This window comes from Streptomyces sporangiiformans, from assembly GCF_005768555.2.
Classification (GTDB): domain Bacteria; phylum Actinomycetota; class Actinomycetes; order Streptomycetales; family Streptomycetaceae; genus Streptomyces; species Streptomyces sporangiiformans.
This window is the reverse complement of record NZ_VCHX02000335.1, coordinates 1-19951: the sequence shown is the minus strand read 5'-3', so window position 1 is coordinate 19951 and position 19951 is coordinate 1. Positions and strand designations below refer to the sequence as shown.

12 protein-coding genes are annotated in these 19951 nt (G+C 70.7%); 11 read left to right on the top strand and 1 reads right to left on the bottom strand.

Annotated elements, in window-relative coordinates; translation table 11 throughout:
* Positions 1 to 75 precede the first annotated feature (75 nt).
* The 9 genes from FGD71_RS42390 to FGD71_RS42350 all read left to right on the top strand — a co-directional run bounded on the left by FGD71_RS42390 (position 76) and on the right by FGD71_RS42350 (position 14263).
* On the top strand, positions 76 to 2043 hold the full coding sequence (locus tag FGD71_RS42390) for an ABC transporter ATP-binding protein (RefSeq protein ID WP_119105920.1): 1968 nt from the start codon (positions 76 to 78) through the stop codon (positions 2041 to 2043).
* Positions 2040 to 3896 (top strand): ABC transporter ATP-binding protein, encoded by a 1857-nt coding sequence (locus FGD71_RS42385; protein ID WP_119105919.1) that lies wholly within the window; start codon positions 2040 to 2042, stop codon positions 3894 to 3896. Before FGD71_RS42390 ends, FGD71_RS42385 begins: the two co-directional genes overlap by 4 nt.
* A gap of 48 nt (positions 3897 to 3944) precedes the next feature.
* The gene (locus FGD71_RS42380) at positions 3945 to 5720 is read left to right on the top strand and encodes an ABC transporter transmembrane domain-containing protein (RefSeq protein WP_240437040.1); all 1776 of its coding nucleotides are present in this window, start codon (positions 3945 to 3947) and stop codon (positions 5718 to 5720) included.
* Positions 5717 to 7519, top strand: coding sequence for an ABC transporter ATP-binding protein (locus tag FGD71_RS42375; protein ID WP_119105918.1), 1803 nt, complete (start codon positions 5717 to 5719; stop codon positions 7517 to 7519). The genes FGD71_RS42380 and FGD71_RS42375 overlap by 4 nt, the downstream gene beginning before the upstream one ends.
* 255 nt (positions 7520 to 7774) lie before the next feature.
* A complete protein-coding gene (locus tag FGD71_RS42370; RefSeq protein ID WP_119105917.1) occupies positions 7775 to 9820 on the top strand; it encodes a M4 family metallopeptidase in 2046 nt (681 codons plus the stop codon).
* A gap of 361 nt (positions 9821 to 10181) precedes the next feature.
* Positions 10182 to 11831, top strand: a complete 1650-nt coding sequence (locus FGD71_RS42365) for a M4 family metallopeptidase (RefSeq protein WP_119105916.1) — start codon at positions 10182 to 10184, stop codon at positions 11829 to 11831.
* 80 nt (positions 11832 to 11911) lie between these two features.
* On the top strand, positions 11912 to 12430 hold the full coding sequence (locus FGD71_RS42360) for a DUF1990 domain-containing protein (RefSeq protein WP_119105915.1): 519 nt from the start codon (positions 11912 to 11914) through the stop codon (positions 12428 to 12430).
* Between the two features lie 200 nt (positions 12431 to 12630).
* Positions 12631 to 13614, top strand: a complete 984-nt coding sequence (locus tag FGD71_RS42355; RefSeq protein ID WP_181359384.1) for a hypothetical protein — start codon at positions 12631 to 12633, stop codon at positions 13612 to 13614.
* Between the two features lie 271 nt (positions 13615 to 13885).
* Positions 13886 to 14263 carry a peptidase inhibitor family I36 protein gene (locus FGD71_RS42350; protein ID WP_119105937.1) on the top strand — a complete coding sequence of 126 codons (378 nt, stop codon included), beginning with the start codon at positions 13886 to 13888 and terminating at the stop codon, positions 14261 to 14263.
* A gap of 97 nt (positions 14264 to 14360) precedes the next feature.
* On the opposite strand, the gene FGD71_RS42345 is transcribed toward FGD71_RS42350, so the two are convergent.
* The gene (locus tag FGD71_RS42345; RefSeq protein ID WP_119105913.1) at positions 14361 to 16979 is read right to left on the bottom strand and encodes a glycosyltransferase family 1 protein; all 2619 of its coding nucleotides are present in this window, start codon (positions 16977 to 16979) and stop codon (positions 14361 to 14363) included.
* Between the two features lie 467 nt (positions 16980 to 17446).
* Between FGD71_RS42345 and FGD71_RS42340 the strand changes: the two genes are divergently transcribed.
* Both FGD71_RS42340 and FGD71_RS49475 read left to right on the top strand, forming a co-directional pair.
* The gene (locus FGD71_RS42340; protein ID WP_119105912.1) at positions 17447 to 18646 is read left to right on the top strand and encodes a S8 family peptidase; all 1200 of its coding nucleotides are present in this window, start codon (positions 17447 to 17449) and stop codon (positions 18644 to 18646) included.
* A 217-nt stretch (positions 18647 to 18863) separates the two neighbouring features.
* Positions 18864 to 19951, top strand: a 1088-nt coding sequence (locus FGD71_RS49475) for a maltotransferase domain-containing protein (RefSeq protein ID WP_240437039.1), incomplete at its 3' end; no start/stop codon positions are given.

The following is a 19951-nucleotide window of genomic DNA, read 5'->3' as shown; positions in this document are numbered from 1 at the left end:
AGGTCCAGCGGACCAGAGCAGGTCCGGCCAAAACTCGGTGGGCGGTGTCAGTGCCGAACCGTAGGCTCACTCGTGATGCCCACCACACCCGCTGTGACCAAGGACCTCGCCGACCAGACCTCCCCCGCCGACCGAGCCGACGGCAGGGGCCCCGCCGACCGCTCCGGCCATTCCGTCGTACGGACCCTGCTGCGCCTGTGGCCGTACGTACGCCCCGTCCGTGCCCGGCTGTTCACGGCCGCGTTCGTCGCGGTCGTCGCATCGTGCACGGGACTGGTGATTCCGCTCGTTCTGAAGTGGCTCGTGGACGGGCCGGTGGCCGACCGTGATCCGCGCGGGGTGTGGCTGGGAGCGCTGTATCTGCTGTTCCTCGGGATCGCCGAAGCCCTGCTCTTCGGTTTGCGGCGGTGGCTGGTGGCGCGCCCGCTGGCCGGTGTCGAGGCGGCCATGCGGGCGGATCTGTACCGGCATCTGCAGCGGCTGCCGGTCGCCTTCCACGACCGCTGGGCTTCGGGGCAGCTGCTGTCCCGGGCCACGACGGATCTGATGCTGCTGCGGATGTTCCTCGCCTTCCCGCTGACGTTCCTCCTGGTCAACGGTGTGACGATCCTGGTGGGCGTGATCATCATGCTGGTCCAGGAGTGGACGCTCGGCCTGGTGATCCTCATTCCCGCCGTGCCCGTGATGATCTTCTGCTGGCTCTTCGAGAAGCGGTACTCGGCAGTGGCGCGACGGGCGCAGGACCAGGTGGGCGATCTGACGACGCTCGTCGAGGAGAGCGTCCTCGGTATCCGTGTCATCAAGGGCTTCGGGCGGCATCGCAGCCAGGCCCGCGCCTTCCGCGACCTCTCCCGGACCCTGCGGGGCACGGAACTCGTCAAGGCGCGGCTCCTCGCCATGATCTGGGCCATCTTCACGCTGCCCGAACTCGCCATCGGCGCGGCGCTCGTCCTCGGCACGATGCAGGTGGCCGACGGGCAGTTGTCCGCCGGCACGCTGGTCGCCTTCCTCTCGACGGCCCTCGCGCTGCGCTGGCCCATCGACTCGATCGGGTTCCTGCTGACGATGAGCCAGGAGGCGGCCACCGCCACCGAGCGCTATTTCGAGGTGATGGACGCCGAGCCGGAGTCGGCCGACGCCGCCGCGGACACGCGTCCCGTGGGGCACGCGACAGGCGGAGAAAACAGGGAAGGCAGAGAAGGCGGAGAAGGCGGAGAAGGCGGACTGCGGTTCCATGGCGTGGAGTTCCGTTATCCGGACGCGCCGGCGGACGCCCCTGCCGTACTCGAACGCGTCGACCTCCACATCCGCGCCGGCGAGACCATGGCCCTGGTGGGAGCCACCGGTACCGGCAAGACGACGCTCACCGCCCTGGTCCCCCGCCTCCACGAGGTGACCGACGGCCGGATCACCCTGGACGGTGAGGACATCACCGGGATGCCCCGCGAGGAACTGCGCAGCCTCGTCGCCGTGGCCTTCGAGGAACCCACCCTCTTCTCCGCCAGCGTCGGCGAGAACGTCCTCATGGGCGCCGAGGACACCGCGGGTGAGGGGGAGCTGGCCCGCGCCCTCGCCGTGGCGCAGGCCGACTTCGCGCACGCCCTGCCCCAGGGCACCGACACCCAGGTGGGTGAACAGGGGCTGAGCCTCTCCGGCGGTCAGCGCCAACGGCTCGCCCTGGCCCGGGCGGTCGTGGGCCGCCCCCGCTTCCTCGTCCTGGACGACCCCCTGTCCGCCCTGGACGTTCACACGGAGGCCCTGGTCGAGGCCGCCCTGCGCCGTGTCCTCGCGGAGACGACCGCCCTGGTCGTGGCGCACCGCCCGTCCACGGTGCTGCTCGCCGACCGCGTGGCCCTGCTCTCCGGCGGCCGCATCACCGCGGTCGGCACCCACCACGAACTGCTGCGGACGAATGCCGAGTACGCCCATCTGATGTCGGGCGCCGACGAGGACCCCGCCGCGCTGTCGGGCGCCGGGGAGGACCCGCTGTCCCGCGCTCAGGAGAAGACCGCACTGTCCGGCGCGAAGGAGGACGATCGATGACGGCGCCCACGACGACCGCGCCGACCAACGACGAGGAGCGGTCGACGCTCCCGCACGGCGACGGCGATCCCTTCGACCGCGACACGCTCCCCACTCCCCCGCACGCGACGGCCAGGCTGCTGCGGTCCCTGCTCGCCCCGCTCAAGGCCCGCGTCGCCCTCACCACGGTGCTGATCCTGCTCCAGCAGGCGGCCGAGCAGGCCGGGCCACTGCTCGTGGCGTACGCCATCGACCGTGCCGTTCCGGCGCTGCGCGACGACGACCACGGCCCGCTGATCACCGTGGCGGTCGCCTATCTGCTGTGCACGGCGGCCGCCGGCGGGCTCCATTACGCCTTCATCCGGGCGTCCGGCCGCGTCAACCAGGATGTGCTGCTCGACCTGCGCGGCCGGATCTTCCGCCACGCGCAGGCGCTCAGCGTCGACTTCCACGAGCGCTACACCTCGGGCCGCCTCATCTCCCGATCCACCACGGACGTGGAGTCGCTGCGCGAACTGCTCAGCGAGGGCCTGCAGGAGCTCATCACGGTCGTCCTGTCCTTCGTCTACATCTCGGCGATGCTGCTCTGGCTGGACCTGAGCCTGGGCGCCGTCGCGGTGGCCTCCTTCGTGCCGCTCTACCTCCTCGTACGCCGCTACCGGCGCCGCGCCGGGCGCATCTTCGGCCTCCGCTCGACGGCGATCGCGGCGGTCATCGTCAAGTTCGCGGAGACGATGAACGGCATCCGGCCGGTGCGCGCGTTCCGCCGGGAGAAGACCAACGACGCGGACTTCCGTGTGCTCAACCGGCGTCACGAACGCACCAACGGCGACGGCCTGCTGGAGATGGCCCGCTATGTCGTCGGTTCCCGGCTGGTGGCCAACACCGCGGTCGCGGGCATCGTGCTGTGGGGTGCGTACCGGGTGGCGTCGGAAACGCTGGCGCTCGGTGTGCTGGCGGCCGCGGTGCTGTATCTGCGGCGCCTGTACGACCCGATCGACCGACTGGGCATGTTCCTCAACTCGTATCAGTCGGCGGCGGCTTCGCTGGAGAAGATCGCGGGTCTGCTCGCCCAGGTCCCGGCGGTGCCGGAGCCCGCGCAGCCGCGGTCGCTGCCGGGGCTCGCGTCCGAGCACCCGGGCCGCGAGGTCGTCTTCGACGACGTCCGCTTCGCGTACCGCACGGGCGGCGAGGTGCTCCCCCGCTTCTCGCTGACCCTCCCGGCGGGCCAGACGGTCGCCGTGGTCGGCTCGACGGGCGCGGGCAAGTCGACGCTCGCCAAACTCCTGGCCCGCTTCTACGACCCCTCGGCCGGCCGGATCCTCCTCGACGGCGTCGATCTGCGCGAGCTCGCGGTGCCCGAACTCCGGCGCGGCGTGGTGATGGTGACCCAGGAGGCGTTCCTCTTCTCCGGGACGGTCGCCGAGAACATCTCCATCGGGCGTCCCGACGCCACCCGCGAGGAGATCGAGCACGCCGCGAAGGCCATCGGCGCCCACGACTTCATCACCACCCTGCCCGACGGCTATGACACGGACGTACGCAAACGGGGTGGCCGCATCTCGGCCGGGCAGCGCCAACTCGTCGCGTTCGCGAGGGCGTTGCTCGCCGATCCTGCGGTCCTCATCCTCGACGAGGCGACCAGTTCCCTCGACATTCCCGGCGAACGGGCGGTCCAGCGCGCCATGTCGACGGTCCTGCGGGGCCGTACGGCCGTCGTCATCGCGCACCGCCTGTCGACGGTGGAGATCGCCGACCGGGTGCTGGTCATGGAGCACGGCCGCATCGTGGAGGACGGCTCGCCCGCCGAACTCGTCGCGGCGACAGGCAGGTTCGCGGATTTGCACGAAGCATGGCGGGACAGCCTGGTTTAGGAGGAAATCCGCGAACGGAAATCCGCGAACGGGGACGGTGGGCAGAGGGTGCGGCGGCGGACGATCGACGCGTACGAGGATCCGGGCACGCCGGACTGTCGCAGCGGTGGACGGTATTTGTGGTGGCTCGTCCGGGTGCAGTGGCGGCGGGCCGCCGCCGGTGGGCTGCTGGGCAGCACCTGGATGGTGCTCATGGCGGTGGCGCCGTACCTGCTGTCGCGGGCGATCGACGACGGTCTGGAGCCGGGCGACATGGGCGCGCTGGCGGGCTGGGTCGGCGTCCTGCTGGCCGTCGGCACGTTCAACGCCTGGTTGAGCATCATGCGGCACCGCACGATGACCAGGGTCCGGATGGACGCGAACTTCCGTACCGTCAAGGTCGTGATCGGGCAGGCGACCCGGCTGGGTGGCTCGCTGCGGCGCCAGGTCGAGGCCGGGGAGGTCGTCACGATCGGTGTCGGTGACGTCCAGGTGATCAGCCAGTCCCTGACCATCGTCGGCCCGGGCATCGGCGCCGTCGTCACCTATGTCTTCGTGGCCGTGGTGCTGACGTCCGTCTCGCTCCCGCTGTCCGCGGTGGTGCTGCTCGGCGTGCCGGTGGCCGGCGTCGTGGTCGGTCCGCTGCTGGGGCGCCTGCAGGGCACCGAGACGGGGTACCGCGAGCGGCAGAGCGGGCTGACCGCGCGGATCGCGGACCTCGCCGAGGGACTGCGCGTCCTCAACGGCCTGGGCGGCAAGGGCCTGTACGCCGACACCTTCCGGCGCGAGTCGCGGCAGCTGAGGGAGGAGGGGTACCGGGTCGGGGCCGTGACCAGCTGGGTCCAGGCACTCGGCATCGGTGTGCCGACCCTGTTCCTGGCCGTCGTGACCTGGCTGGCGGCCCGGATGGCCGCCCAAGGCGCCATCACGACGGGCGAGTTGGTGTCGGTCTACGGCTATGTCGCGGTCCTCGTGGTGCCGGTGGCCTTCTTCATCGAGTCCTGCTACCAGGTCAGCCGCGGCCTGGTGTCCGCCCGCCGGGTCGCACGCTTCCTGGCGCTGGAGCCCATGGAGTGCGACGCCCCTGGCAGGAAGGCCATGGAGGCGCCCGCGTCGCCCTCGGCACTGCGCGATCCAGAGTCGGGTGTCGAGGTGCTGCCGGGCAGGCTGACCGCGCTGGCCGGTGCCCGGACCGCGGAGTCAGCGGCCGTTGTCGACCGCCTCGGCCGGTACACCGCGTCGGCGGCGACCTGGGGCGGCGTACGCCTCGAAGAGATCGAACTGGCGCAGATCCGCGAGCGGATCCTGGTCGCGGACCATGAGGCCGACCTGTTCGCGGGCACCCTGCGCGACCTGCTGTGCGGCCGGTGGGGTCCGGACGGCAAGGACGAAGCGGCCATCGCCCGGGCCGTTCATGCCGCCGTGGCGGACGACGTCGTACGCGGCCTGCCGGCCGGGCTCGACTCCGCCGTCTCGGCTCAGGGCCGCAGTCTCTCCGGCGGTCAGCGGCAGCGGATCCGGCTGGCCCGGGCGCTGCTCGCCGACCCCGAGGTGCTGCTTGCGGTCGAGCCGACCTCGGCGCTAGACGCGCACACCGAGGCCGCCGTCGCCGCCCGGCTGCACGCCGCGCGCTCCGGCCGCACCACGCTCGTCACCAGCACCTCACCGCTGCTCCTGGACCGGGCGGACACCGTGCACTACCTGGTCGACGGCAAGATCGCCGCCACCGGCAGCCACCGCCGTCTGCTCGACGAGGAGCCCGGCTACCGGCTGCTGGTGGCCCGCGACGCCGACGCGGACGCGGACACCGATGCGGACGCGGACACCGAGGAGGCCGTCCGATGACCACAGTCCCGACGACCACACAGGCGCGCACGACAACGGCCCAGGGATCGGCCCACCTCCCCGTCGCCGAGCCGTCCGACGTGAACCGGGCGGCGCTCCGGCTGATCCGTGCCGACCGCCGCGCCTTCGCCATCGCGCTCACCCTCAACTCACTGGCCGCCGCCGTCGGCCTGGCCGGCCCCTGGCTGCTCGGCCGCATCATCGACGAGGTCCAGGCCGGCCACGGCGTGGGCACCGTGGACCGGCTGGCGCTCGCCATCGTCGTCTGCGCGCTGGTGCAGCTGGTGCTGGCACGCTACGCCCGGTATGTGGGACACCGTTTCGGGGAGCGGACGCTGGCGCGTGTACGGGAGCAGTTCGTCGACCGGGCGCTTGCGCTGCCCGCCTCGACGGTGGAGCGGGCCGGCACGGGCGATCTGACGGCCCGTGGCACCGCCGATGTCGCCGCGGTGGGCAGCACCTTGCGCGACGCCGGCCCCGAGCTGCTCATCTCCTCGGTCCAGTGCCTGTTCCTCCTCGGCGCCGTCTTCGTACTCGATCCGCTGCTCGGCTGCTGCGCGGTGGTCTGCCTGACCGGCATCTGGTTCGCCATGCGCTGGTATCTGCGCCGGGCGCGCACCGCCTATCTCGCCGAGGGCGCCGCCAACTCGGAGGTCGCCGAGATCCTCGCGGCCACCGCGTCCGGCGCCCGCACGGTCGAGGCCTTCGGGCTGCGACGGCGGCGCGTCACCGCGAGCCGCCAGGCGCTGGAGACGTCGCGTCGCACACGCATGTACACGCTGTTCCTGCGCACCGTGTTCTTCCTCGTCGTGGAGATCTCGTACGTCCTGCCGGTGGCCGGAGTGCTGCTGCTCGGCGGTGTGCTGCTCGAGCGGGGCGCGCTGAGCCTGGGCACGGTGGTCTCCGCGGCCCTGTATCTGCGGCAGTTGGAGCACCCTCTCGACTCGATCCTGGTACGGGTCGAGCAGTTGCAGAGCAGCAGCGCGTCCTTCGCCCGGGTCGAGGGCCTGGCCGGGGCCCCGCGGGCGGCCGCCGCCGACTCCGCCGCGCCCGCTCCCGCGGACGACCTGATCGAGGTGACCGGTGTGCGCTACGCCTACGAAGGCGGGGGCGAGGTCCTGCGCGGAGTCGACCTGACGGTGCGCCCCGGGGAGCGGCTGGCGATCGTCGGGCCCTCCGGCGCCGGCAAGACCACCCTGAGCAGGCTGCTCGCGGGCATCGACACGCCGCGCACGGGCACGGTGACGGTGGGCGGCGTACCGATCGCCGGTCTGGACCCCGAGCAATTACGGCGGCAGGTCGTCCTCGTCACCCAGGAGCATCATGTGTTCCTCGGTACGGTCCGCGACAACCTGCTGATCGCCGCGCCGTCCGCCTCCGATGCCGAGCTGTGGGAGGCTCTCGCCGCCGTCGGTGCCGACTGGACGGGCGAGCTGCCGGCCGGCCTGGACACCGAGCTGGGGCCCACCGGGCACCGCACCGACGGCTCGCAGGCACAGCAACTGGCCCTGGCCCGCGTGGTGCTGGCCGACCCGCACACACTGATCCTGGACGAGGCGACCGCGTTGCTGGACCCTACGACGGCCCGCCACACGGAGCGCGCGCTGGCCGCCGTCCTCGAAGGACGCACCGTCATCGCCATCGCGCACCGCCTGCTCACCGCGCACGACGCGGACCGGGTGGCGGTGATGGAGGACGGCCGCCTGACCGAAGTGGGCACGCACGACAGCCTCGTGGCGGCCGACGGAGCGTACGCGGCGCTGTGGCACTCGTGGCACGGGGACGCCCGGCCCGTATGAAGTTCCCGCATACCGGACATGACGATCCGGTCAACGGACCGTTTCCGGCCAACCTCTTGATGCGCTCCTGACAGGAAGCCGCCATCCCTGCCACCCTTCCCTCAACTGCCGCACGGATCGGTCACAAAAACGGCACAACTCAGCCGTCGGCGTCAGTTTCAGCACCCGCACACGGTTCCGCCTTGTTCTGCCCGGACGGCCATCGACCGTCCGTTCCCCCTGGCCGCGCTCCCCGCGGCCACGCAGAAGGAGTCAGTGTTGAGACGCACCTCCCACAGACGCACCCCCCACAGAGCCACCTCCCACAGACGAGGGGCCGCCGCGGGCGCGCTCGTCGCCGCCGCCGCGCTGCTCGCCGGGGCCGTGTCGACGGGCGGCGCCACCGCCGCCGACAAGCCTGCCCCGGGCAAGCTCCGTACCGGCGCCCTGGCCGCCGACCTCTCCCCCGCCCAGCGCGCCGAGCTGATACGCGACGCCAATGCCACCAAGGCGGCCACCGCCGAGGAACTCGGCCTCGGCGCGAAGGAGAAGCTCGTCGTCCGCGATGTCATCAAGGACCGCGACGGCACGGTGCACACGCGCTACGAGCGCACGTACGCCGGGCTTCCGGTCCTCGGCGGTGACCTGGTCGTCGAGACGGCCAGGTCCGGGAAGACCACCGAGGTTACGCGCGGTGTGAAGGCCCAGCTCAAGGGCATCACCACCAGCGCCACCGTGAGGCCGGCGACCGCCGAGAAGCAGGCCCTGAAGGCCGCGGCGGCGGAGGGTTCGAAGAAGACCGAGGCGGACCGCGCGCGCAAGGTGATCTGGGCGGCGAGCGGCAAGCCGACCCTGGCGTACGAGACGGTGGTCGGCGGCCTCCAGCACGACGGCACCCCGAACGAGCTGCATGTCATCACCGACGCGGCCACCGGCAAGAAGCTCTTCGAGTACCAGGGCGTCGAGACCGGCACCGGCAACACCCAGTACGGCGGCACGGTGACCCTCGGCACGGCGCAGTCGGGGTCGAACTACACGCTCACCGACACCACGCGCGGCAACCACAGGACGAACAACCTGAACCGCGGCACCTCCGGCGCCGGCACGCTCTTCTCGGGCTCCGACGACGTCTGGGGCAACGGCAGCCCGTCCAACCTGGAGACGGCAGGCGCCGACGCACACTACGGCGCCGCGCTGACCTGGGACTACTACAAGAACGTGCAGGGCCGCAACGGCATCCGCGGGGACGGGGTCGGGGCGTACTCGCGTGTGCACTACGGCAACAACTACGTCAACGCCTTCTGGCAGGACAGCTGCTTCTGCATGACGTACGGCGACGGGTCGGGCAATGCCAAGCCGCTGACGTCGATCGACGTGGCCGCGCACGAGATGACGCACGGCGTCACCTCCAACACCGCGGGCCTCAACTACAGCGGTGAGTCCGGCGGTCTGAACGAGGCGACGTCCGACATCTTCGCCGCGGCGGTGGAGTTCTACGCCGGCAACTCCAACGACGTCGGCGACTACCTGGTCGGCGAGAAGATCGACATCAATGGCAACGGCACACCGCTGCGCTACATGGACAAGCCGAGCAAGGACGGCGACTCCAAGGACAGCTGGTACTCGGGCATCGGCTCGATCGACGTCCACTACTCCTCCGGCCCGGCGAACCACTGGTTCTACCTGCTGAGCGAGGGCAGCGGCGCGAAGACCGTCAACGGGGTGTCCTACGACTCGCCGACCTCCGACGGCCTTCCGGTGACCGGCATCGGCCGCGACAAGGCCGCGCTGATCTGGTTCAAGGCGCTGACCACGAAGTTCACGTCGACGACCAACTACGCGGCGGCCCGCACCGGCACGCTCGCGGTCGCCGGTGAGCTGTACGGCACCAGCAGTGCCGAGTACACGGCGGTGCAGAACGCGTGGGCCGGCATCAACGTCGGCGCACGGCCCGGCGGTGGCGGGGGCGGAGGCACGTCGTACGAGAGCACGACGGCCGTGTCGATTCCGGACAACGGCGCGGCGGTGACCTCGTCGATCACTGTCTCCGGCCGCACCGGCAACGCGCCCGCGAATCTCGTCGTCACCCCGGACATCACGCACACCTGGCGCGGCGACCTGGTTGTCGACCTGGTCGCGCCGGACGGGACGAGCTATCGCTTGAAGAGCTTCAGCTCCTCGGACTCGGCGGACGACGTCAATGAGCCGTACACGGTCAACGCGTCGTCCGAAACAGCCAACGGGACCTGGCAGTTGAAGGTGCAGGACCAGGCGGCGCAGGACGTCGGGAAGATCAACGGCTGGAAGCTGACGTTCCCGTAGGCCTGGGCTGACCGTCCGCACAGGCAGTCTCGCGGACTTGCACAGGAGGCCTCAAGGCCTCGTACCGGGGCCTGAAGGCCTCGCACAGGAGGGTGCCGTCCCGGTGGTTCAACTCCCCCGGGACGGTGCGCTCTTTGCCGCACCCTGTCCCTGCTTTTGCCGGCACTTTGCGAGCGGCCGAATCCGCAATGCGTACGCGGCACTTCGGGCAACGGACGATTTCCGGCCAACCTGCATGTGCCCCACTGACATGCACGCGTCCCACCTGGCACTGTTCCATCGCACGGCACTCCCGCACCGCACCTTCACATAGGTCGACCGCTTCCCCATGCCGGTCGAACACCCCCACAAAGGAGCTTGCGTGACTCCCCTCTACGCGCGTCACAAGCGTACGACTCTGGCCATCGCCACCGCCGTCGCCGCCGGAGCCCTCGTCACCACGGGCCTGACCACCGGTGCCACCGCCCAGTCCCCCGTCTCGTCGTCCGGCGAGACGACGCTCGCCGGCGCCCCGGTCCAGCTTTCCTTGGCCGAGCGCACGAGCCTGATCAAGAAGGCCGACGCGGCGACGACACGGACGGCCGAGGAGATAGGTCTCGGCGCCAAGGAGAAACTGGTCGTCAGAGACGTCGTCAAGGACGCGGACGGCACGACGCACACCCGCTACGAGCGGACGTACGACGGACTTCCGGTACTCGGCGGCGACTTGGTGATCCACGAGACCAAGTCCGGCAAGACCGAGGGCGTGACCAAGGCGACGAAGGCCACCATCAAGGTCGCGGACCTCACCCCCGACATCGCCAAGTCCACCGCCGAGAAGCAGGCGCTGAAGGCCGCCAAGGCGGAGGGCAGCACCAAGTCCGAGGCCGACAAGGCGCCCCGCAAGGTCGTCTGGGCGGCGAGCGGCACCCCGGTCCTCGCGTACGAGACCGTGGTCGGCGGCTTCCAGCACGACGGCACCCCGCAGGAACTGCACGTCATCACGGACGCCACCACGGGCAAGAAGCTGTACGAGTGGGAGGCGGTCCAGACCGGTACGGGCAACAGCCAGTACAGCGGCAAGGTCACCATCGGGACCTCGAAGTCGGGCTCGACCTACCAGCTCAACGACCCGACCCGGGGCGCCAACAAGACGTACAACCTCAACCGGGGCACCTCCGGGACCGGCACGCTCTTCACCGACGCCGACGACACCTGGGGCACGGGCGCCGCCTCCAACACCCAGACCGCCGGCGTCGACGCCCACTACGGCGCTCAGGTCACCTGGGACTTCTACAAGAACGTCCTCGGCCGCAGCGGCATCAAGAACGACGGCAAGGCCGCCTACTCGCGCGTCCACTACGGCAACGCGTACGTCAACGCCTTCTGGTCCGACAGCTGCTTCTGCATGACCTACGGCGACGGCGAGGGCAACGCCAAACCGCTGACGTCGATCGACGTGGCCGGCCACGAGATGACGCACGGCGTCACCTCCAACACCGCGGGCCTCAACTACAGCGGTGAGTCCGGCGGCCTGAACGAGGCGACGTCCGACATCTTCGGCACGGCGGTGGAGTTCTACGCGGCGAACTCGTCGGACAAGGGCGACTACCTCATCGGCGAGAAGATCGACATCAACGGCGACGGCACGCCGCTGCGCTACATGGACAAGCCGAGCAAGGACGGCAGCTCCAAGGACAGCTGGTCCTCCAGCCTGGGCGGCATCGACGTCCACTACTCCTCCGGCCCGGCGAACCACTTCTTCTACCTGCTGAGCGAGGGCAGCGGCGCGAAGACGATCAACGGCGTCAGCTACAACTCCCCGACGTCGAACGGCTCCACCGTCACCGGCATCGGCCGCGACAAGGCGGTCAAGATCTGGTACAAGGCGCTGACCCAGTACATGACGTCCACCACGAAGTACGCCGGCGCCCGTACCGCGACGCTGAAGGCGGCGACGGACCTCTACGGCGCGACCAGCACGGAGTACAAGACCGTGAACGCGGCGTGGGCCGCGGTCAACGTGAGCTGACACTCGACCAGCCGTCACCGCACGCGTGTGGGCAGCCCCCGAAATGAAGCCGTTTCGGGGGCTGCCTTACGCTGCTCCCCATGCCACCCACGGAAACGCCCTTCACGTACGACGACGTGGGCGCGACCCGCGAGAAGCGCTGCCCGCCCGGATTCCACCCCATGGACGTCAGAACCATCGTCGGCGAAGGCCGTCACGTCTTCGAGACGGCGTCCCGCGCGGTCCTCACCTTTGAACTGCACCGAGCGGTCGGCGTCGGCATCGCCACCGAAGCGGACCACGCCGAACCCGGCGTCGACGTGACCGTCACCCTCGGTGGCCTGGTCAAGGCCCCCTGCCGTGTCGTCTGGACCATCGACGAGCCCCGCCGCGCCGGCTGGGCGTACGGCACCCTCACCGGCCACCCGGAGTCCGGCGAGGAATCCTTCGTCGTGACCATGACCGGCGACGGCACGGTCTGGCTCACCGTCACCGCCTTCAGCCGCCCGGCCAAGTGGTACACCCGCGCGGGCGGCCCGGCGACCCGAGGCTTGCAGCACGCGTACGCACGCAGGTGCGGGGCGGTACTACGGCGGTTGTGCGAGGAGTCCGGGGACTGACGCGGCCACTGCCGTGGGACCTGGCAGACGCCGCTCGCCGTGCGCATCCCGCGCTCCTGAGCCGATCGGTGCGGGCGCCCTATGACTTCCGAGGGTCACAACTGTCTCGCCCTCCTCTCTAATGGAAGCCAAGCCGACGGGGGAGTCGGAAGACGGCTGATCCGGTCTGTATGACCGGACGAAGGCAGGGGGTGGCCACGGTGCGGACCTCGAGGTTCGTTTCCACAGTGGCGCTGTCGATGTGCGTGGCGGCGATGACCGGCGGCTGCGCGCAGGGCACGAGCCAGAACGATGCGGGGGAATCGCGGTCCGTACCGCGGTCCGCCCGGGCCCAGGACGATCTGCTGAAGAGCGCCGAATCCGCGCTCGTACGGCGTTGCCTGACGGATCGTGGAGTGTCGCTGCCGCCGGCGCCGCGCGAGTCGGCGAAAAAGGGGACCGGAAACGGCAGCGGCAGCGGCAGCGGCAGCGCGCAGGATCAGGGAGCCGCGCGACAGCGCCAGTTCCCGTACGGGATCGACGACCCCGCCTGGGCCGCCGAGTACGGCTTCGGCGGCGCGGCGGGGACCGGGGCCCCGGACCGGGGGGACGGATCCCGCGACACCTCGCGGACGCAGCAGACACAGCGGACGCGGCAAGCACAGCAGACGCGGCAGGCACAGCAACAGCGGCTGGCCGACGCGCTGTTCGGCACCGGGCGCCGTGAACTGTCCACCCGGACGGCCACCGGACAGGTCGTCAAGGCCAACAGCGACGGCTGCCTCGCCGAAACGCAGCGCGTCCTCTACGGCGACCAGGCACGCTGGTTCCGCAGCGAGGTCGCGGTCAACAACCTCGAGGCCGGCGCTCACCAGCGCGTGACCCGGGACCCGGCGTACCGGGCCGTGCTCGCCCGCTGGTCGCGCTGCGTCGCCCCGGTGCACAAGGCCGAGGACCCGGGAGAGCTGCGCAGCGCATGGCAGCGCCGCGCCCGCGACCTCGAACCGCGTCAGGCCACGGAACTGCAGCGGCGGTACGCCGTGGCCGAGGCACGGTGTGTACGGAGCACGGGCCTCGCGGACACCGGCGCCCGGCTGGAGAAGCGCCACGCGGCCGACGTGCGCGCCCAGTACGCCGACCTGATCGCCGACCACCGGCAGATGCGCGAGCGCGGCCTGCGCCACGCCGTCCGGCACGGAATCTGAGGCGTCTCCCTCCGTTTTCCCCCTCCGGACTGCTGCCCCGCCTCCGAAGCCCGGCATGCAACTCCGTCACCCATCACCTCCGCAGCCGCACCGTGCTGCGCCGCGCTGCCGCGCGCCCCTCACGACAACCGGACTCCCGGAGCCGTGGCCGGCCGACCGGCCGGCAGAGCCCCGGGTTGAGCGAGTGCGTCCCGTCGGGGACCACTCGACTTCACTCACCGAAACACCCGAAATGACCGAAGTGATCGAAAAAATCGGAAGGATCGACATCATGCGCAAGACCTTCATCACCGCGGCCGGCGCGCTCCTCGCGGCGGGTGCCGCCCTGGCCGTCGCACCCGGTACGGCCCAGGCCGCCGCCCCCTGCTCCTCCGGGAGTTTCTGCGCCTACACCGACGCCAACTTCGGCGGCCAGGCCGTGGGCTGGACCGGCGACGACGGCTGGTGGGAGGGCAACATCGCGGACCAGGACAGCTCGTGGGCCAACCACGGGATCTCGGGCCCGGGAGTCAAGGACCACGTCAAGGTCTTCGCCAGCGCGTGGCAGGGCGGCGGCGTCACCATCTGCCTGACCCCCGGCCAGGAGGTCGGCTACAACGCCACCGCCAACGACCGGGGCGACTCCCACACGTGGACCTCCGGCTGCTGAACACACTGAGGACGAGGCTCACCGCCCGGGTGTCACCCCGGGTGGTGAGCCTCGTCCTCGTCGGGTGTCTCCGCCCAGCCACCCGACCCACCCCGACTCACCTCATCAAAACCCCCGCCGCCTCCCCCATCTCCTCCGAGGGAACCGCCACCAGCCCCAGCTCCGCGCTCGACGCCAGCAGCCGATGGGCGGGGAGGATGCGGACCGTGTAGCCGAAGGGGCCGGTGCGGTCCAGGGACAAGGGGCCCTCGTAGACCCAGCGCCCCTCCAAGTCCGGCCCGCCCACCGGTTTCAGCGGAACCGGTGTGCCGTCCGCGATGCGGTCCTCCGCGTCGACGCGTCCCGAGACCGCCTGGACCTCGACGTCGTCCGGGACGAGGTCGCCGAGGCCGACGCGGACCCGCAGGGAGAGCGTCGAGCCGAGTTCGGCGGTGGCCGTGGCCGCCGAGGTCTCGACGTGGTCGACCGTGACATGCGGCCAGGCCGTACGGACGCGGGACTTCCAGACCGCCAGCTCACGAGCGGAGGAAGCGTCCATGGAGCGGTGGGCGAGCGCCGCCGGGGTGTACAGGCGTTCCACGTACTCGCGGACCATGCGGCCGGCGAGGACCTTGGGGCCCAGCAGGGTCAGCGTCTGGCGGACCATGTCGATCCAGCGGTCGGGGAGTCCGCCGGGGCCGCGTTCGTAGAAGCGCGGCGCGATGCGCTGTTCCAGCAGGTCGTAGAGCGCCGCCGCCTCCAGCTCGTCACGGCGGTCGTCGTCCGTGGCCGTGCCGTCCGCCGTGGGGATCGCCCAGCCGAAGTCGGGCTGGAACCATTCGTCCCACCAGCCGTCCAGCACCGACAGATTCAGACAGCCGTTCAGCGCCGCCTTCATGCCCGACGTCCCGCACGCCTCCAGCGGACGCAGCGGGTTGTTCAGCCAGATGTCGCAGCCCGGATAGAGCTTCTGGGCCATCGCCATCCCGTAGTCGGGGAGGAACACGATCCGGTGGCGTACCCGCGGATCGTCCGCGAACCGCACCAGCTCCTGGATGAGGCGCTTGCCGCCGTCGTCCGCCGGGTGGGCCTTGCCCGCCACCACGATCTGCAGTGGCCGCTCCGGGTGCAGCATCAGCTCCATCAGCCGATCGCGGTCGCGCAGCATCAGCGTCAGCCGCTTGTACGAGGGGACGCGGCGCGCGAAGCCGATCGTCAGCACATCGGGGTCCAGTACGCCGTCGATCCAGCCCAGTTCGGCGGTACCGGCGCCGCGCTGCCGCCACGACGCCTGCAGCCGCTCCCGTACCTCCGTCACGAGCTGTTCGCGCAGGCTCCGGCGCAGCTCCCAGATGTCCTGGTCGGGGATCTCGGCCACGGCGTCCCAGCGCTCGGGGCCGCCGTTCGTCATGGCGTCCTCCGTCCGCTGCGCGCCGATCTGGCGGGCGCCCAGCCGGAAGACCTCCGGCGCCACCCAGGTGGGCGCGTGCACGCCGTTCGTCACGGAGGTGATCGGTACCTCGTCGGGGTCGAAACCCGGCCAGAGTCCGGAGAACATCTCCCGGCTGACGTGTCCGTGCAACAGCGACACCCCGTTAGCCCGCTGGCCGAGCCGCAGGCCCATCACCGCCATGTTGAAGAGGTTGGGCTCGCCGCCGGGATAGGTCTCCATCCCGAGCTGAAGGATCCGCTCCACCTCGATCCGCGGCAGCTCGGCGTCCGGGCCGAAGTGCCGGGCCACGAGCTCCCGGTCGAAGCGGTCGATTCCTGCGGGTACGGGGGTGTGGGTCGTGAAGACGGTCCCCGCGCGGACCGCCTCCAGCGCGGCGTCGAAGTCCAGCTCCTCATAAGACAGTTCGTGTATACGCTCCAGGCCAAGAAATCCCGCGTGCCCCTCATTCGTATGGAACACCTCGGGCCGCGCGTGCCCCGTCAGACGGCAGTACGTGCGGACGGCGCGCACCCCGCCGATACCGAGCAGCATCTCCTGGAGCAGCCGGTGTTCGCTCCCGCCCCCGTACAAGCGGTCCGTCACCCCGCGCTCACCGAGGTCGTTCTCCTCGACGTCCGAGTCCAGCATCAGCAGCGGGACCCTGCCCACCTGCGCGAGCCAGATATGAGCCCGCAGGGACCGGTCGCCGGGCAGGGCGAGGGAGACCTGGGAGGGGGTGCCGTCGGGCTCGCGCAGCAGCGACACCGGGAGTTCGTTGGGGTCGAGGACCGGATAGTGCTCCTGCTGCCAGCCGTCCCGCGACAGCGTCTGCCGGAAGTAGCCGTGCCGGTAGAGCAGTCCGACACCGATCAGGGGTACGCCGAGATCGCTGGCCGCCTTGAGATGGTCCCCGGCGAGGATGCCGAGGCCGCCGGAGTACTGCGGCAGCGCGGCCGTGATGCCGAACTCGGGTGAGAAGTAGGCGATGGCGGCGGGGAGTTCCGCCGACTGCTCCTGGTACCAGCGGTTGCCGCTCACATAGTCGTGCAGGTCGTCGGCGGCAGCGGTGAGCCGCCGCAGAAAGCGCCGGTCCTCGGCCAGTTCGGCGAGCCGTCCGGGCGACACGCTCCCGAGGAGGCGTACGGGATCGCACCCGGAGGCGGCCCAGCGCTCGGGGTCCACGGACTGGAAGAGATCACGGGTCTCGGCATGCCAGGACCAGCGCAGATTGCGCGCCAGATCGCTGAGCGGGTGAAGGGCTTCGGGGAGTACGGGACGCACGGTGAACCTGCGGATGGCCTTCACGAGCTTCCACCTTCACGGAGGACGTACGCAGCAGCGGGACGCACACCGGCCGGCGTGCGCCCTTGGTCACCCACGACGGTAGCGGCGAGGGTGGCTTCGCAACACGGCGCGAAACGCTCCGCGGGAAGTGCGGTGGTACAGCCGCGGGCGTCCGTCGCTGGTCGCGCGCACGCGGCGGAGCCGCATGGGTCACCGCCTCGCGCCCCTGCGGGGGTGCGCCACCGGACAGCACCCGATTCGGCTTGAAACAGCCGCAACCTTCACAGGTACGTCACCGACGATATGGCTGATTCCGCTCCGACGTATGACCTTGTGGCACTTCACACCGCACGAGAAGCTGCCAAGTGGCGATCCCGGCAGGCACCGGTAGACACGGTGGACACCGGCCAGAAACTGGCGGGGGCACCCGTCAAGGGCGCGGGCACCCCAGGCCGGGGTACGCCGAGTTGAGGAGGGGAACTCAGACCATGGCACTGACGCGACAGCGGCGTCTGCAATGGGCGGGAGGGCTCGCCGCGGTCACCACGGCCGCAGTGCTTTCGGCCGGCACTCTGCCCGCACACGCCGCCCCGCAGGGGCAGATACTCGGAGCCGGCGCCGCCGGCTCCGTCAGCGACAGCTACATCGTCACCCTCAGAGGGGGAACCAAAGCACCGACGCAGGCGGGCAAGGACATCGTTGCCAAGTACGGGGCGAAAATCAGCCATACGTACAGCACCGCGATCAATGGCTACGCGGTGAAGGTCAACGAGCAGCAGGCCAAGCGCCTCGCCGCCGACTCACGGGTGGCGGCGGTCGTGCAGGACACCGCGGTGACCCTCGAAGACCAGCAGAAGAACCCGCCGTGGGGTCTCGACCGCATCGACCAGGAGAGCCTGCCGCTGGACCGCGGTTACACCTGGCCGGAGTCGGCGGGCCAGGGTGTGACCACGTACGTCATCGACACCGGAATCCGGATCACGCACCAGGACTTCGGCGGCCGGGCGAGCTACGGCTGGGACTTCGTCGACAACGACGCGACCGCCCAGGACGGCCACGGCCACGGAACACACGTGGCGGGCACCGTCGCCGGCACGACCTACGGCGTCGCGAAGAAAGCCAAGGTCGTCGGGGTCCGCGTACTCGACGACGAAGGGTCCGGCACCACCGCACAGGTGATCGCGGGCATCGACTGGGTGACCAAGAACGCCCAGAAGCCCGCCGTGGCCAACATGAGCCTGGGCGGATTCGGGAACGCGCAACTGGACGCCGCCATCCGCAACTCCATCGCCTCCGGAGTCACCTACGCGGTCGCCGCCGGCAACGACGGCCTCCCGGCGAGCCTCTACTCGCCCGCCCGGGTCCAGCAGGCCATCACGGTCGGCGCGAGCGACAAGAAGGACGCGCGGGCGAGCTTCTCCAACTGGGGCGCGCGACTCGACCTGTTCGCCCCCGGCGTGGACATCACCTCCGCGTCGAACGCGAGCGACAGCGGCAAGGCCACCTTCTCCGGTACGTCAATGGCATCGCCTCATGTGGCCGGCGCGGCCGCGCTCTATCTGGCCGACCATGCCTCGGCGACACCCGCCGAGGTGAGTAAAGCTCTCGTCGATCAGGCCGCATCCGGGAAAATATCCAATGCGGGCCTCGGTTCGCCGAACAAACTCCTGCAGGTCAACAACCCCTAAGTAGTTGCCCGTTAACGGACCGGCCTCGTCCCGCTGAGTCTCAGCCGAGCCTCACCGGACGAGGCCGGTCTTGTGTGTAGACATACGCGCGAGTAGTTAACAAAGTGCCGGATTGCCCACCCGAAAAGGGTGGGAAGGCTCCACCGGTACGCTCCGCAGAACGAGCCTCCCCCACACCCCCATCCGCCCACCCACGTTGATGCGGACAGGAGCGGTCATGCCCGCCACGCACCACTCGTCATCACCCCCGACGTCCGGCACGGACAAGCCCCTCGCACAGGAGGAGAAAGCCGGCCCGCCCGACCCCGCGAAGGCCGAGCGACCCGACGCGGCGAAGCCCGAACCGGCCGAGGCGACGCAGGCAGAACAGGCCGAAGCGGCGCCGGCAGAGGCGGCAGCGGCGAGCGCCGAACCGGCCCCTGCCACACCGGCGAAGCGCGCGAAGACGAAAGCCACGAAGGCAAAGCCCAAGCCGACGCGGACAGAACCGGCGCGGAAGGAACCGGCGCGGACGGAATCGACGGAGGCCGGACCGCCAGGAGCCGAACCGCCACGAGCCGAAGCGCCACAGGCCGTATGGAAACAGGCCGAATCGCCACGGATCGAACGGACGCAGCCCGAACCGTCACGCACAGAACCGGCGCAGGCCACACCCTCGGCCGCCGCCGGCGCACTCATCGGGCGCATCCCCGTGCTGGACGTCCGCCCCCTGGTGGCGGGCGGCCGCCGTCCTGCCAAGGCCGTGGTGGGCGAGGAGTTCGAGATCTCGGCGACGGTCTTCCGTGAGGGCCACGACGCGGTGGCCGCCAACGTCGTGCTGCGCGACCCGGAGGGCCGAACCGGCCCCTGGACCCCGCTGCGCGAGCTGGCCCCCGGCACGGACCGCTGGGGCGCCACGGTCTCCCTGCCGCGCGAGGGCACCTGGACGTACACGGTGGAGGCGTGGAGCGACCCGATCGCCACCTGGCGCCACCACGCGCAGATCAAGATCCCGGCGGGGATCGACACGGAGCTGGTCCTGGAGGAAGGCGCGCTGCTGCACGAACGGGCAGCGAGCGGCGTGCCGAAGAGCGAGGGCCGCCGCGACACGATCCTCGCCGCCGTCGACGCGCTGCGCGACACCGAGCGCCCCGCCGCGGCCCGCCTCGCCGCCGCCCTCACCCCCGACGTGGACGACGTCCTCGCCGGCCATCCCCTGCGCGAACTCGTCTCGTCCTCCGATCCGTTGCGGTTGTTGGTGGAGCGGGAGCGGGCGTTGTTCGGTTCGTGGTACGAGTTCTTCCCGCGTTCGGAGGGCGCGGTGGT

Excerpts from the sequence above, each read along its gene's own strand:
- FGD71_RS42360 (WP_119105915.1), top strand. The coding sequence starts at position 11,912 with ATGCCACCCACGGAAACGCCCTTCACGTACGACGACGTGGGCGCGACC.
- FGD71_RS42390 (WP_119105920.1), top strand. The coding sequence starts at position 76 with ATGCCCACCACACCCGCTGTGACCAAGGACCTCGCCGACCAGACCTCC.
- FGD71_RS42340 (WP_119105912.1), top strand. The coding sequence starts at position 17,447 with ATGGCACTGACGCGACAGCGGCGTCTGCAATGGGCGGGAGGGCTCGCC.
- FGD71_RS42385 (WP_119105919.1), top strand. The coding sequence starts at position 2,040 with ATGACGGCGCCCACGACGACCGCGCCGACCAACGACGAGGAGCGGTCG.
- FGD71_RS42375 (WP_119105918.1), top strand. The coding sequence starts at position 5,717 with ATGACCACAGTCCCGACGACCACACAGGCGCGCACGACAACGGCCCAG.
- FGD71_RS42350 (WP_119105937.1), top strand. The coding sequence starts at position 13,886 with ATGCGCAAGACCTTCATCACCGCGGCCGGCGCGCTCCTCGCGGCGGGT.